The sequence below is a fragment of the Jiangella aurantiaca genome, from assembly GCF_004349105.1.
GTDB lineage: Bacteria > Actinomycetota > Actinomycetes > Jiangellales > Jiangellaceae > Jiangella > Jiangella aurantiaca.
In genome coordinates this window covers 85778-100193 of the sequence record NZ_SMLB01000012.1, presented here as the reverse complement: position 1 = coordinate 100193, position 14416 = coordinate 85778, and the positions used below count along the sequence as shown (strand labels likewise).

At 70.4% G+C, this 14416-nt stretch carries 10 protein-coding genes; 2 read left to right on the top strand and 8 right to left on the bottom strand.

Translation table 11 applies throughout. The features are described 5' to 3' along the window. Nucleotides 1-10: 10 nt before the first annotated feature. Genes mmsB through chvE form a run of 3 tightly spaced genes read right to left on the bottom strand, consistent with a single transcriptional unit; the run spans nt 11 to nt 3953 of the window. Complete coding sequence (gene mmsB / locus E1262_RS11525) at nt 11-1264, bottom strand: multiple monosaccharide ABC transporter permease (RefSeq protein WP_132103274.1); 1254 nt, start codon at nt 1262-1264, stop codon at nt 11-13. Then, a complete protein-coding gene (mmsA, locus tag E1262_RS11520) occupies nt 1261-2799 on the bottom strand; it encodes a multiple monosaccharide ABC transporter ATP-binding protein (protein ID WP_132103273.1) in 1539 nt (512 codons plus the stop codon). The genes mmsB and mmsA overlap by 4 nt, the downstream gene beginning before the upstream one ends. A gap of 14 nt (nt 2800-2813) precedes the next feature. Then, nucleotides 2814-3953 (bottom strand): multiple monosaccharide ABC transporter substrate-binding protein, encoded by a 1140-nt coding sequence (gene chvE / locus E1262_RS11515; RefSeq protein ID WP_132103272.1) that lies wholly within the window; start codon nt 3951-3953, stop codon nt 2814-2816. 208 nt (nt 3954-4161) lie between these two features. On the opposite strand from chvE, the gene E1262_RS11510 reads away from it, so the two are divergent. Continuing rightward, a complete protein-coding gene (locus E1262_RS11510) occupies nt 4162-4761 on the top strand; it encodes a gamma carbonic anhydrase family protein (RefSeq protein ID WP_132103271.1) in 600 nt (199 codons plus the stop codon). Between the two features lie 34 nt (nt 4762-4795). Here E1262_RS11510 and E1262_RS11505 read toward each other — a convergent pair whose 3' ends face one another. Both E1262_RS11505 and E1262_RS11500 read right to left on the bottom strand, forming a co-directional pair. Beyond that, nucleotides 4796-6070, bottom strand: a complete 1275-nt coding sequence (locus E1262_RS11505) for an MFS transporter (protein WP_132103270.1) — start codon at nt 6068-6070, stop codon at nt 4796-4798. 243 nt (nt 6071-6313) lie between these two features. Continuing rightward, nucleotides 6314-6877 (bottom strand): class I SAM-dependent methyltransferase, encoded by a 564-nt coding sequence (locus E1262_RS11500; protein WP_162605873.1) that lies wholly within the window; start codon nt 6875-6877, stop codon nt 6314-6316. Nucleotides 6878-6947: 70 nt separating this feature from the next. Between E1262_RS11500 and E1262_RS11495 the strand changes: the two genes are divergently transcribed. Next, entirely contained in the window at nt 6948-7829 is an 882-nt protein-coding gene (locus tag E1262_RS11495) for a LysR family transcriptional regulator (RefSeq protein ID WP_132103268.1), read from the top strand. Between the two features lie 10 nt (nt 7830-7839). Here E1262_RS11495 and E1262_RS11490 read toward each other — a convergent pair whose 3' ends face one another. The 3 genes from E1262_RS11490 to E1262_RS11480 all read right to left on the bottom strand — a co-directional run bounded on the left by E1262_RS11490 (nt 7840) and on the right by E1262_RS11480 (nt 14350). After that, nucleotides 7840-8859 carry a fatty acid desaturase family protein gene (locus E1262_RS11490; protein WP_203453781.1) on the bottom strand — a complete coding sequence of 340 codons (1020 nt, stop codon included), beginning with the start codon at nt 8857-8859 and terminating at the stop codon, nt 7840-7842. A 65-nt stretch (nt 8860-8924) separates the two neighbouring features. Then, entirely contained in the window at nt 8925-10037 is a 1113-nt protein-coding gene (locus E1262_RS11485; protein WP_162605872.1) for a glycosyltransferase family 4 protein, read from the bottom strand. A gap of 323 nt (nt 10038-10360) precedes the next feature. Beyond that, nucleotides 10361-14350: a metallophosphoesterase gene (locus tag E1262_RS11480; RefSeq protein ID WP_132103265.1), complete on the bottom strand. Its 3990-nt coding sequence runs from the start codon at nt 14348-14350 to the stop codon at nt 10361-10363. Nucleotides 14351-14416 lie beyond the last annotated feature (66 nt).

Sequence of the window (14416 nt, the reverse complement as noted above, 5' to 3'; positions counted from 1 at the left end):
GGGCTGGCGTTCAGCGGGAGGCGGCGCCGCCGCGGCGCTTGTTGTAGATGTCGAACGCGACGGCGAGCAGGAGGACCAGGCCCTTGACCACGGACTGGATCGACTGGTCGACGCCCATGAGCTGCATGCCGTTGCTCATCACCGCCATGATGAGGCCGCCGACCATCGCGCCGACGACGGTGCCGACGCCGCCGGTGACGGCCGCTCCCCCGATGAACGCGGCCGCGATCGCATCCAGCTCGAACATGGTGCCGGCCGCCGGCTGGGCGCCGTTGGACCGGGACGAGTAGATGACGCCGGCAACGGCGGACAGGAAGCCCATGTTGACGAAGATCCAGAAGTTCACCGTCCGCACCCGGACGCCGGACAGCAGGGCCGCGGACAGGTTGCCGCCGATCGCGTAGACCTGGCGGCCGAACACCGTCCGCTTGGTGACGACGGCGTACGCGATGACCAGGACGCCGAGGATGATCAGCACAATCGGGAGGCCGCGGGCGTGCGCCAGTTGCCACGCGAAGTACATGACGACGGCGGCGACGGCCACGACCCGGGCGACGAACAACGGGAACGACTCGACCGGCTGGCGGTAGCGGATCCGCGCGACCCGGGTGCGGAAGACGCTGACGGCGTAGCCGGCCACCGCGAACGCGCCGATGAACAGCGTGAACGCGTCGTAGCCCTGTCCGCCGAGCAGGCCGTTGAGGAAGCCGTTGGCCACCCGCTGGTACTCCGACGGGAACGGCGAGAGCGAGATGTTGTCCAGCACCTGCAGGGTCAGGCCGCGGAACAGCAGCATGCCGGCCAGCGTCACGATGAACGCGGGGATGCCGACGTAGGCGACCCAGAAACCGTGCCAGGCACCGACCGCGACGCCGACGAGCAACGCCGCCAGCACCCCGATCCACCACGCGTAGCCCTGCTGGATCACCAGCACCGCCGACACCGCGCCCGTCAGCGCCACGACCGACCCGACGGACAGGTCGATGTGCCCGGCGATGATGACGATCACCATCCCGATGGCCAGCACCAGGATGTAGGAGTACTGCAGGACGATGTTGGTGATGTTGCCGGGGCTGAGCAGCACGCCGTCGGTCAGGATCGCGAACAGCGCGACGATCACGACGAAGGCGACGTAGATGCCGCTCTGCCGCACGTTGCGGGTCACCAGCGTCCGGAGGTTGCTGGTGCCGGTGTGCAGGGCGGCGGCCTGGGCGCTCTCGGGTTCCGCGCGGTTCTCCGCCGGTGGTCGCTGCGTGCTCGTCATGCGGCGGCCTCCTTGTCCTTCGTCATCAGTGCCATGAGGTTCTCCTGGGTCGCCTGTGCGACCGGCAGCTCGCCGGTGAGGCGGCCCGCCGCGAGCGTGTAGATGCGGTCGCAGACGCCGAGCAGCTCGGGCAGCTCGGACGAGATGACGAGGACGCCCTTCCCGGCCGCCACCAGCCGGTTGATGATCGTGTAGATCTCGTACTTGGCGCCGACGTCGATGCCACGGGTCGGCTCGTCGAGGATCAGCACGTCGGGGTCGGCGAACAGCCACTTGGCCAGGACGACCTTCTGCTGGTTGCCGCCGGACAGCGTGCCGACCGTGGTCATCACGCTGGTCGTGCGGATACCCAGGTAGGACCGGCTCTCCTCGGCGACCCGGATCTCCTCGTTGCCGTTCACCCAGCCACGGCTGGCGAGCTTGCGCAGCGCCGCCGCGGAGATGTTGCGGCGCACGTCCTCGATGAGGTTGAGGCCGTACCGCTTGCGGTCCTCGGTGGCGTAGGCGATCCCGTTGTCGATCGCCTCGGACACCGACCGCGCCTTCACCTCCCGGCCGCGCACGTACAGCCGGCCGCTGACGTCGCGGCCGTAGGACCGGCCGAACACGCTCATCGCCAGCTCGGTGCGCCCCGCGCCCATGAGCCCGGCGATGCCGACCACCTCGCCCGCGCGGACGCCGAGGCTGACGCCGTCGACGACCTTGCGGTCCTGGGTGGGGTGCCAGACGGTCCAGTCCTCGATCCGCAGCACCTCGTCGCCCGGCTCGCTGACCCGGTCGGGGTAGAAGCTCTCCAGGTCGCGGCCGACCATGCCGCGGATGATCCGCTCCTGGGTGACCTCGCCCTCGCCGGTCCGCAATGTCTCGACGGTGCGGCCGTCGCGCAGCACGGTGATGGCGTCGGCGATGGACGTGACCTCGCCGAGCTTGTGCGAGATGAGGATGCAGGTGATGCCCTGATCGCGCAGCCGGCGCAGCAGGTCGAGCAGGTGGGCGGAGTCGGTGTCGTTCAGCGCGGCGGTCGGCTCGTCCAGGATCAGCAGCCGGACCTCCTTCGACAGCGCCTTGGCGATCTCGACCAGCTGCTGCTTGCCGACGCCGAGCTGCGCGACCGGCGTGACCGGATTCTCGTCCAGGCCGACGGACGCCAGCAGCTCGGCGGCTTCGGCGTTGGCGCGGTTCCAGTCGATCAGCCCGCCCCGGCCGCGGCGCTCGTTGCCGAGGAAGACGTTCTCCGCGATCGACAGGTACGGCACCAGCGCCAGCTCCTGGTGGATGATCACGACGCCGACGGCCTCGCTGTCGCGGATGCCGTGGAACCGCGCCGGGACGCCGTCGAGGACGATGTCGCCGTCGTACGAGCCGGCCGGGTGCACCCCGGACAGCACCTTCATCAGCGTCGACTTGCCGGCGCCGTTCTCACCGCAGATCGCGTGGATCTCACCGCGCCGCACCACTAGGGAGACGTCCTGGAGCGCCGTCACGCCCGGGAACGTCTTGGTGATGCCGCGCATCTCGAGGATGGTGTCGTTCATCTGGGCGCCGTCCGTCAGCTCTCTGTCTGGCCGGCGGCGACCTCCTCGGCCGTGAAGTAGCCGGAGTCGACGAGGATCGGCTGGATGTCGTCTGCGTACACCGTCTCGACCGGCAGCAGGTACGACGGGACCACCTTGACGCCGTTGTCGTAGGTCTCGGTGTCGTTGGCCTCCGGCTCCTCGCCGCCCAGGAACGCCTCGGCCGCGACGACGGCCTGCTCGGCCAGCAGCCGGGTGTCCTTGAAGATCGTCGAGTTCTGCACGCCGTCGCTGATCAGCTTGACCGACGCGATCTCGGCGTCCTGCCCCGTCACGACCGCCATCGGGTTGCCTGCCGCGCCGTAGCCGGCGTTCTGCAGGGCGGTGATGATGCCGCGCGACAGTCCGTCGTACGGCGACAGCACGCCGTCGACCCGCGACCCGTCGTTGTAGCTGGAGGTCAGCAGGTCCTCCATGCGGCGCTGCGCGGTCTCCTGCTCCCAGCGCAGGATCGCGACCTGCTCGATGTCGGTCTGGCCGGACCTGACCACCAGTGAACCGTCGTCGATGTACGGCTGCAGCGTGTCCATCGCGCCGTCGAAGAAGAAGTGCGCGTTGTTGTCGTCCAGCGAGCCGGCGAACAGCTCGATCGTGAACGGCCCCGCCGCGTCGCCCGGCTGACCGTCGGCCGTCCGCAGGCCCAGCCCGGTGAGCAGCGCCTCGGCCTGCGCGACGCCGACGCGGTAGTTGTCGAAGCTGACGTAAAAGTCGACGTGCTCGCTGTCGCGGATCAGCCGGTCATAAGCGATCACCGGGATGTCCGCGTCGGCGGCCGCCTGCAGCTGACTGCTCAGCGCCGTCCCGTCGATGGCCGCGATGATCAGGACGTCCGCGCCCTGGGTGATCATCTGATCCACCTGCTGCGACTGCGTCGGGATGTCGTTGTTCGCGTACTGCAGCTCGACCCCGTAGCCCAGCTCCTCCAACTGCTCACGCACCGAGTCCCCATCGGCGATCCACCGCTCCGAGGTCTGGGTCGGCATCGAGACCCCGATGGTGAGGTCCTCGGGTGCGGCGGACTCCTCGGTGCCGCCGCCCGCGCCCTCGCCGCCGCACGCCGCCACCGAGAGGGCCAGCACGGCGCCGCCGATCACCGCCACGAATCGTCTGTTCACAAAAACCCTCCCTCGCGGATACGGGCGCCACGACCCGTGATCCCACATGTCCTGACCTGGGCAGGTTGTGAACGTTAACAGCTGATTCCACGCCGAGCCGTTACGATCCGGTAACAGGGTTCCGTATCAAATAGCCAGCTTGGGTGGTACGGATCGGTGCGGATCAGACACGCATCGAGCGCCAACGACAAGGGAGGTAATCGCGGGCATGTTGATCGAGCACGATGGCGAACGTCCGACGGTCGCACCATCGGCGTACGTCGCGCCGACCGCCGTCTTGTCGGGTGATGTCCGGGTCGGAGCGGGCAGCCGCATCCTCTTCGGAGCAGTTGTGAGCGCGGACGGCGGACCGGTCCACGTCGGCGACAACTGCATCGTCATGGAGCACGCGGTGTTGCGCGGGCGATCAGGCTTTCCGCTCACGCTGGGCGAGAACGTCCTGACGGGACCGCATGCGCATCTCAACGGAGCGACCATCGAGGACGATGTGTTCCTCGCGACCGGCGTGTCGGTCTTTCCAGGGGCCCGCGTCGAGCGCGGCGCGGAAGTGCGCGTCAACGCCGTCGTGCACGTCAACACTCGAGTGACGAGCGGCGCGACCGTGCCGATCGGATGGATTGCGGTCGGAGACCCGGCCGAGCTCTATCCGCCGAGCGCTCACGACGAGTACTGGCCCAAGCTCAAAGCGCTCGACTTCCCGGGCACGCTGTTCCACGTGCCACGAGACGAGCTCACCATGCGCAGAATGACAGGCATCTACGGCGAGACGTTCGGCCGGGACATCGACGACCTGATCATCGAGCCCTGACAACACCGATGCCACATCGTCAGCGCACAAGTCGTCAGCCGGCCGGCTCGGGGACGCCGGCTTCGCGCATGCTCTCGCGTGCGCCGGCGGAGCGCGCCGGCCGGACCCGGGTTGCCGCGAGCAGGACGCCGGTCGTGAAGACGGCGGCCAGTGCGAGCAGTCCGGCGAAGCCGCCCAGCGCCATAAGCGGGCCGGCGGCCGCGGCCGCACCGGCCGAGACCAGCGTCATCGCGGTGTCGGCGGCACCCTGGATGCGGGTGTCCGCCACCGAGCAGGCCGCGATGTGCGACGACGCCGCGACCGTGCAGACCGACCAGCCGAGGCCGAGCAGGAACAGGCCGAGTCCGTGCGTGAGCCCGGACGTCCCGGCCAGCCCGGCCGATACCGCCAACGACAGCGTCAGGATGCTGCCGCCGGTCACCAGGGCCGGTCGCACCCCGGCCCGGTCGGCCAGCAGACCCGACAGCGGCGCGAAGGCGTACATGCCCAGGAAATGCACCGAGATGACCGCGCCGATGGCCGTGTGGGTCGCGCCCTCGCGGTGCATCTCCAGCGGGGTCATCACCATGACGGCGACCATCGTGGCGTGGGCGAGGACGAGAGCGGCCACCGTCGGCGCCGCTCCGCCGAACCGTGTCACACCGGCCCGCACCGGCGCCCGAGTGCCGGGCAGCGGCTCAGTCTCGCGCGCCTGACGCGCGACCAGCAGCGGGTCCGGCCGCAGGAAGGCGACGATGAGCAGTCCGGCGACCGCCGCACACGTCATGTCGAACAGGAACGGCCCGGCCAGCGCCGGGAGACCCGACCGCGATGCGACGTCCTCCGCCGGCCCCACCATGAGCGGCCCGAGCACCGCGCCGGTGGTGGCCACCCACACCACCATCGACAGCGCGGTCGCACGCCGCTCCGGCCGGGCCAGATCCGTCGCGGCATAGCGCGCGACATTCGTCGACGCCGACGACGCGCCCAGCGCCACCGTGCCGGCCACCAGCAACCCGAAGCTGCCGAGCTCCGCCGCGACCACGCACAGGCCCGCACCGAGCGCGCCGACGAGATATCCGGCCGCCATCCCGATGCGCCGGCCGCACCGGTTCATCCACGTCGCCAGCAGGTAGGACGCCGCACCGGCACCGAGCGTCAGCGTGGCCTGTGTGAGCCCGGCGGCGCCGGTCGAGCCGGACAGCTCCATCGCCAGGATCCCGCTGACGGCGAACGTCACGGTCACCGCGATGCTGCCCAGGACCTGGGTCACCATCAGCAGGGACATCGTGCGCCGCTGCACGCGGCGAAGGTCGATGGCGGTGGTCATGACGGCCTCCTCGTCGATCCTGGTGGCACGACTGCGTACCGGGTGGTGGGCGGACGGTGTGGCCGGAGCCGGTCTGGACCTGCGCGCCAGAGCATCCGCACGCACCGCGCGAGGAGGCCTTCACCCCGTGGGACCTGCTGACGGACCTGGTCGGCCAGCCGCCACCGCCGGAACACCTCCTGGCGATACTCGAGCTCCGCGGCGATGAAGAACGGGTCTGCGTGAAGCGACATGACACTTCTCCTAGGTCGGTGGACGTGCGGTCGGACGCGGTTCGGCGACGAGCTGCAGGCCGAGCACCGATTCGGCGTCGCGCAAGGACGCGTCCTCGAGGTAGCGGTGCAGATACGGGACCCGGGCGAGCGAGGTGATGGCGAACCGCCTGGCCACGGCCTCGACCATCGCGGTCCCGGCGTGGTACTCGCGGTGCCGCTCCCGCCAGCGCGGCAGGGAGCCCGGCGCCGCGTAGAAGCGGTCGGCGATCGACTCGTCCGCGCACTCGTGGGCGAACTCGTCGAGCAGCAATCGGCCGCCCGGACGCAGCAGCGCGCCGGTGGAGTCGAGGGCGGCGTCCAGATCCGCCACGTGGTGCAGTGACAGCGAGAAGATGACGGCGTCGTAGGGGTCGTCGCGGAAGCCGCAGATGTCGGCGATCCGCACGCCCGGCCGCGCCAGGTCCGGATCGATGTCGATCGCGGTGACCTCGTACCCGCGGGCGCGGAGCCGGTCCGCCAGCGCGCCGTCGCCGCAGCCCGCGTCGAGGACGCGCGCGGGGCCCGGCGGCAGGTGGTCGTCGATGAAGTCCATGCCTCCACCGTGCGGGGCAGGAGCCATAAGCACAACTGCAGGTTGAGCAGAGGAGGTATACGCTCGACGCATGTTGGAGACATGGTCGCTCCGCGTGCTGGTCGAGGTCGCGGAGCGCGGCTCGTTCTCGGCGGCGGCCGACGCACTGACGATGACCCAGCCCGCCGTCTCGCGGCAGATCGCCGCACTGGAGCACAAGGTCGGCGTCGCGTTGTTCCGCCGGGTCCCGCGCGGGGTCGCACCCACCGCCGCGGGCGCCATCGCCATCGACGAGGCGCGCGCGATCCTCGGCCGGCTGGCGGGCATGGAGTCGCGGCTCGGGGCGTTCGCGGAGCTGCGCACCGGTCACGTGCGCGTGTCGGCCTTTCCCAGCGCCAACACCGAGTTCGTGCCCGAGGCGATCCGGCGGTTCAGCGACCTCTACCCCGGCGTCGACGTCAGCCTGGTGGTCGCCGGATGGCGCCAGATCCGCTCCGGCGACGTCGACGTCGCGCTGGTGACCAACTGGGACCGCGTCGACGACGACGGCGTCGACCTCGTGCCGCTCCTCGAGGAGGAGCACCGGGTCGCGCTACCGGCCGCGCACCGCCTGGCCGGGCGGACGACCGTCCCGCTGCGCGACCTGCGCGGCGAGACGTGGATCGAGGGCAGCCACCCCGACTGCCTCGGGCCGCTGGAAGGGCTCGAGAAGGCGCTCGGCGGGCCGCCCCGCATCGGTTTCACCTGCGACGACTGGACGGGCAAGCAGGCGCTGGTGGCGGCGGGCATGGGCGTCACGATCATCTCGACGCTGGCCGCCTCGGCCGTCCGCCCCGACATCGCGCTGCGACCGGCCGCCCCGGCGCTGCCGAGGCGGCGCGTCCTCGCCGCCGTCGCGCCGCGCGACGTCCGCACCCCGGCGGCGAGAGCGATGCTGACGGTGCTGACGACGCTCGCAGCCGGCTACCGCTGAGGGCGGGACGTCAGGTACGCAACTGGGTGGCGAGCGGGCACCGGAACGGGTCCGGGACACGCCCGACGGCGTTGAGATAGCGCACGATCGCACGGTAGGCGCCGACGAAGCTGGTTTCGGTGTAGTGGATGTCGTGCTTGGCGCAGTGGTCCCGGACGAGGGTTCGCGCCCGGCGGAGGTTGGGGCGGGGCATGCTCGGGAAGAGGTGGTGCTCGATCTGGTAGTTGAGCCCGCCCATGGCGAAGGTGGTGAACCGGCCCCCGGAGATGTTGCGCGACATCAGGACCTGACGGCGCAGGAAGTCGATCTTCTGGTCCGCCGGCACGATCGGCATGCCGAGGTGATTGGTCGCGAAGGTGCCGCCGAGCAGCAGGCCGAACAGGGCCATCTGGACGCCGAAAAACGCGGCCGCCTTGCCCGGCGGCAGCACCAGCAGGAGCACGGTCACGTAGCCGCCGAGGCGGCCTGCGACGAACGCGACTTCCCACCACCGGTGCTTGAGCGGCTGCCGACCGACGAGCCGCTGGATGCTCGCGACGTGCAGGGCGAGTCCCACGAACATGATGAGCGGGAAGAAGTAGCCCTGCCACGGGGTGAGACGGGCCGCCAGCCCGCGCCGGCTCTGGGCGATGGCCGGGGTGAAGGCGAAGGCGCTGGGCCCGATGTCGGGGTCAGCACCCTCCTTGTTCGGGTTGGCATGGTGCCGGCTGTGCTTGCTCATCCACCAGCCGTGGCTGAGCCCGGCGAACAGTCCCGACAACACCCGGGACATCCAGTCGTTCCAGTGGTGGGACCTGAAGATCTGCCGGTGTGCGCTGTCGTGGCCCAGGAAGCTGATCTGGGTGAGCACGACCCCCAGCCCCGCGGCGAGGAGCAGCTGGTACCAGGAGTCGCCGAGGAACGCGAACGTGACCCAGACGCCGGCGAAGACCGCGGTGGCCAGGATGATCCTGGACCAGTAATAGGCGTAGCGGCGGCGGAGCAACCCGGCGGCCTGCACCTTGTGGGCCAGTTCGGTGTACGTACTCACATGTCGCACGCGTCGCGGCACGCTCTCGGTCGTCGTATCGGCTATCGCGCTCGGCGAAGTCGCGCTCATGGCTGTCTCCCTGCTACCGGCTCGGCTCGCTCCACCGACGGCGCGGCGATCAGCTCTTCGAGTTGCTGGACGGTGGTCGCGGCCGGGATCGGCTGCGGCTGGGCCAACACGCTCAGCAGCGTGTCCACCGACTGTCCGACGGTGAACCTCGTTCCGGCGTCGCGGCGAGCGGCGACGGAGAGCGGCCCGGCCGCCGCGGCCGCTCGGATGCCCCAGGCGAGTGCCTCGGCGTCGTCCGGCTTGACCAGGATCACGCCCCCGCAGTCGGTCTCGGGTAGGCCGCCGTCGTCGGAGGCGACGACCCGGCACCCGGCGTGCTGGGCCTCGATCGAGACGATGCCGAAGGTCTCGTGCCAGTACTGGCTGTTGGACGGCATCACCACGACGTCGTGCTCGGCCATCAATGCCGCCATCGCCGCCGGCGTCTTGCGGGTGGGAACGACGGAGACCCGGGGGTGCGCGCCGAGCAGCTGCTCGATGATCTTGCCCTGTGGCTTGTCGGCGCCGGCGGTCGTCGCCATGAAGTCGAGGTCGAGGTCCTGATCGATGATGTCGATGTGCAGGGTCGACAGCAGTGTGTAGATGCCCTTCTCCGGGCTCAGCCGGCCGGCGAACAACACCCTGGTCCTCCCGCCGGCGTTGAACGGCCGGGGCTGTGTTGCGAAGCAGGGCTCGGCGAACGGGTAGACCACACTGATGGTCGCCACGTCGATGTCCAGGAACCGTGACCACAGCTCGGCCGCGTAGCGGCTGGTGGCGATCAGGGCACGATCCCTGGTCCCGTCGGCGACGAACGCCCACTCCCGTTCCCGGATCGGCGGCGGGTTGTGCAGGATCACGAACGCCGGCGCCCTGGTCGACACGACGTACGGTTCGTTGACGAAGACGACCGTGCCGTCGAGCTCACTGACCTCGGCCAATGTCGCCAGGGACAGGAACGGGATGTCGGTGAACTCGTCGCGGCCGTCGGCCACTCCCAGGCCGACGGTGACCACCTGCGCCGGTATGCCGCGCCGGTTCAGTTCTCGAACCTGGCCGACGGTGTAGTTCTCCGAGCCGCCGGTGCCGGCCGGCAGCGGGTTGCCAGGAGACCAGATGAAGGAAATCAACGTGTGGTACCACCCAAGGAGGTCGGCTGTGTCGGACTCGAACAGGACGCGGTCGTCATGACCGCGGCTGCGAGCCCGGACGCGACGACGGGCCGAGAGAATCGACCCGTGCGTTGCCGACCGCGCGTGAGGGGACCTCTACGTCAACGCTGAAACACCCGACGACCGGGCAGCGGCGCATCCCACAACGTTCGATGAAACAACGATCACAGCTACCCGCACTATAGCACGTCAGCGCCACTACCAGCACGAACGAACGACAGGTGAGTGACGTCGACGGGGCCGCCACGGACCGCGGCGACCCCGTCATCGGGTGCGATGGACTACTCGACGGGCGCCTCCTCCGGCTCGAACGGCGCGAAGTACGGCCACAGCGGCGCGCTCGGACCCCACGCCCCAGGCCGGCCGGCGGCATCGGTCGTGGTGAAGACGGCGGGCGCGGAGGCGGTGACGCCGCCGCCGGCGCTGTGCGCCGTGACGATCCACGCGTAGGTGGTGCCCGGCTCCAGCCCCGACCAGTCCACCGAGGCGACCGAACCCGACGGCACGGTCACCGCGCCGAGCGCCTCCGCCGGCGCGTAGAGGGCGATCGCGTCGGTCTGGAACGTGGTGGTGCGAGTCTCCAGGTCGACCGGCAGCACCATGTTGTCCTCGTCGCCGTTGTACCGGCCGTTCGTGTCGAACTCGGTCGCGCCGAAGTCCGCCAGCAGCGGCGAGTACGTGTCGACGATCAGCTCCGACCGGTCGACGTCGAACTGCAGGAGCCGGAAGAAGCTGGCGCCGAACTGCAGCTGGTCGTCCGGCTCGTAACCGCCGATCTCGGTGAGTCCGAGCCGCTCGGCGGACACCGTGTAGAACTGGTAGTCCGCCAGCAGCTCGACGACCCCGTGCCCGATCTCACCCACCGGCGGCCGGACGTTCGTGGCGACACCGTGCCGATGGCCGGCCAGCACCAGGAACACGTTCGGATTGGGCGCCACGACCCGGTTGTAGAGCACCGTGCCGTCGGGCGCGGCGAGCGCGGCATCGCGTCCGTCGGGCATGGTGGAGGGCACCACGTAGTCGTGCGTGAGCAGGATGCCGTTGCGGTCGGAGAACCGCTCGAAGACGGAGTCGGCCCACTCGACCTCCTCCTTGGTCACGCCGTAGGACAGACCCACGACGACGAAGTCCAGGCCACCGGCCGAGAACAGGTCGTAGTGGTTCTGGTTGTCGCCCTCGCGCCACGGGCCGCCGTACTCCGCGTGCTCCCACCGGTCGTCGGCGGCGGCGTACCGGTCCGGTCCGTAGTACTGGTTGTACAGCGCCTCCGGGCCGGTCTCGCGGCCGGACTGGTTGTCGTGGTTGCCGGCGACGACGCCGTTCGGAATGCCGGCGCCGTCGAGTACGCCCTGCTGTTCCGACGAGAACTCGAACTCGCCGATGACCTGCTCGCGCATCGGCTCGTCCAGCGGCGGCCGGATGTTGTTCTCGATGATGTCTCCGGTGTGGGCGGCGTAGGCGACCTTCCGCTCGGCGGCGTTGTCGACGACCCAGTCGACGATGCCCTGGTAGGCCGACGCCCACACGGCCCGCTCCTCCGGCGTCTCCTGCTCCACCGCGCCCTCGGAGAGGTACTGGGTATCGGTGAAGTGGACGATGGAGAAGTCGTAGGTGTCAGGGTCGGCGAAGCCGTTCGGGTCGCCGGGCTCGATGTCGTCGGCGAACGGGTCCTCGGCGGTGACCAGCACGTGCACCCGCTGCCGGTCGACGTAGCGCTGCTCGACCGTCCCGGACAGGACGGTGTTGCCCTCGACGGCGCCGCGGGCGCTCGCGACGACGTCCCACGCCTGCGTCTCGGTGTTCCAGGCGTGCAGTGAGACCAGCCGCTCCGGGTCGACGACGCCCTCCCAGCGCAGGAACGGCGCGTCGACGTTCCGGCGGACGCGGATGTCGAACCGCTGGTAAGTGATGTCGCGGCTGGTCGGCGCCGCGACGGTGCGGCCGTCCAGCGGTGCGAGGTCCTTCGTCGGCACCGGCCGCTCTCCCGGCACCCGCAGCGTCGTCGGCCGGGTGGACGTGCTGCCCTGCCAGGCGATGTCCGCGGTGGCTACCTCGGCCCGCGCGAACGACGTCGTCACGTCGCCGCCGCCAGGTGTGGCCACCCGGGCCGACAGCGTGACGGACTCGCCGGCGCCGGTGGTGCCGGACGCCGGAGTCAGCTCGGCCGGGACGTCCGGGATGCCGGCGCTGGTGAAGGCGATCTCACGAACGGCGGCGTTGCCCATGACGTCGGTGCCGGTGACGGACAGCGTGTGCTCGCCCGGCGTGAGGCCGGGGCCGATCGGGTCGCCGAGCGCGACCGCGGTGCCGTCGAGCGCGACCTCCGGGCCGGACAGCACGCCGGAGGCGTCGTCCAGCTGGACGTCCAGCACCACTGCCGACGTGATCGTCTCGCCGGCGGCCGGCGTGCTCAGCGCCACCTCGGGGGCGGTGTTGTCGGTGACCAGCAGCCGGGTGGCGACCTCGCCCGTGGTGGACGACGCGGCGACGGTGTGCTCGCCGTCGGGCAGCGCCGGCGTGTCCAGGTCGGCGCGCAGGCCACGGGCCGGCGCGTCGACGAGGAAATGCAGGTCGATCTCGCGCAGCGGGTTCACGGTGGAACCGCAGTTGCCGTCGCCCATGCCGTACGAGGCGTGCTGGCCCTGACTGGTCGCCGTGCCCTCGGCCGGCGAGAGAGTGACATTCGAGATCGCGTAGTCGTCCCGGTTGGCGCCGCAGCCGGCCTGGAAGGTGCCGGTCACGAAGTCGATCGTGTTCCAGCCGGGCATGAGCCACTCATTGGGAACGGTGACGTCGACCCGCTCGCTCACGTAGTCGCCGCCCAGGTCGACCTGCATGCCGTTGACCAGCAGGTAGCTGTGGTACCGCGCCTCGATCGAGTTGCTGCCGACGTCGAAGCTGACGGTGGCCAGCCCGGACCCGAGTGTGTCGCGCACCGGCGCCGCGGGCGCGTCGATGACGTAGTGCAGCTCCACCTCGCGCAGCAGCGTCGAGTTGCTGCCGCACGAGCCGTCGCCCATCGCGTAGGACGGCGCGATGTCCTGCCCGGCAGCGGTGCCGCCGGCGACGACGAGCTCCAAGTTCGCGATGGCGAAGTCGTCGCGGTTGACGCCGCAGGACGACTGCAGCGAGCCTGCGACGAACGTGATCACGTTCTCGCCGGGGACGAGGAACTGGTTCGGGATCGCCGCGTCGACGCGCTGGCTCACGTAGTCGCCGCCGAGCTCCAACCGCTTGCCGTTGACCAGGAGATGGCTGTGGAAGCGGGCCTCGATCGAGTTGCTGCCGACGTCGAAGCTGAACGTCGCGACGCCCCCGCCCAGCGTCGGGCGGGTGACCGGCTCGGCGCCGTCGACGGTGAGGGTCGGCACCGCGCCGAGGCTGCCGGCCGGGAACGACGCGAACACCGGCTGGGTGCCGGCGGCGAGCGCACCGTCGGCCGGCGCGATGTGTGGCGCGCCCGTCGGCGCGTTGTTCACCGTGACGGTGTGCGCCGTAGTGGCGCCGGAGGCGGTCCGGGCGACGAGCTCGTGCGGCCCGTTCGCCAGCGTCGTCGTGTCGACCTCGGCGGTGAGACCGGTCGTGCGCCGCGGGTCGCCGTCGATCACGAACGCCAGCTCGGCGCGGAGCAACAGCGACGCGTTCGACCCGCAGTTGCCGTCGCCGAAGGCGTAGCTGAACTCGTTGGCGTCGCCGTCGGCGGGCCCGCCGAGCAGCTCGAGGGTGAAGTCGGACAGCACGAAGTCGTCGTGGTTGACGCCGCAGCTCGTGGTGATGGTGCCGGCGAACACCTCGATGGTGTTCTGGCCGGACACCAGGTGCTCGTTCGGCACGTCCAGGCTCACCCGCTCGTTGACGGCGTCGCTGAGGTCGATCCGGTGCGCGCCGTTGACGACGACGTAGTTGCGGTAGCGCGCCTCGGTCGAGTTGCTGCCGACGTCGAAGCTCAGCGTCGACACGCCGACGGTCGGAGTGCCCTGAACCGGCGTGCCGTCGATTGCGAGGCTCGTGACGTCGTCGTCGGCCGTGACCGGCTCGGACGCGACGGTGACGGTGCCTTCCAGGAACGTGCCGTCGGCCGGGGTCAGCGTCGGCGGCTGCGCTTCGTCCCGGTTCCGCTCCGCCGCCTGGGCCGTCTCAGCCGGCGCGTCCGACGCGGCCGTCACCGCGTACGAGGCCGGCCAGGTGAAGCCGACGAGGACGGCGGCCAGCGCGGCCGCGGCCAGGCCGGCCCTTCTCTTCCGTCTACCGGCACGTGGGGGCAGCGTCATCGGCGATGCCAATCTCTCAGGGATGGACGATGGGTAGAGCGCCCTGGATTGTCCCGATCGCCGGAA

Excerpts from the sequence above, each read along its gene's own strand:
- E1262_RS11510 (WP_132103271.1), top strand. The coding sequence starts at position 4,162 with ATGTTGATCGAGCACGATGGCGAACGTCCGACGGTCGCACCATCGGCG.
- E1262_RS11480 (WP_132103265.1), bottom strand. The coding sequence starts at position 14,350 with ATGACGCTGCCCCCACGTGCCGGTAGACGGAAGAGAAGGGCCGGCCTG.
- mmsA (WP_132103273.1), bottom strand. The coding sequence starts at position 2,799 with ATGAACGACACCATCCTCGAGATGCGCGGCATCACCAAGACGTTCCCG.
- E1262_RS11500 (WP_162605873.1), bottom strand. The coding sequence starts at position 6,877 with ATGGACTTCATCGACGACCACCTGCCGCCGGGCCCCGCGCGCGTCCTC.
- mmsB (WP_132103274.1), bottom strand. The coding sequence starts at position 1,264 with ATGACGAGCACGCAGCGACCACCGGCGGAGAACCGCGCGGAACCCGAG.
- E1262_RS11505 (WP_132103270.1), bottom strand. The coding sequence starts at position 6,070 with ATGACCACCGCCATCGACCTTCGCCGCGTGCAGCGGCGCACGATGTCC.
- E1262_RS11495 (WP_132103268.1), top strand. The coding sequence starts at position 6,948 with ATGTTGGAGACATGGTCGCTCCGCGTGCTGGTCGAGGTCGCGGAGCGC.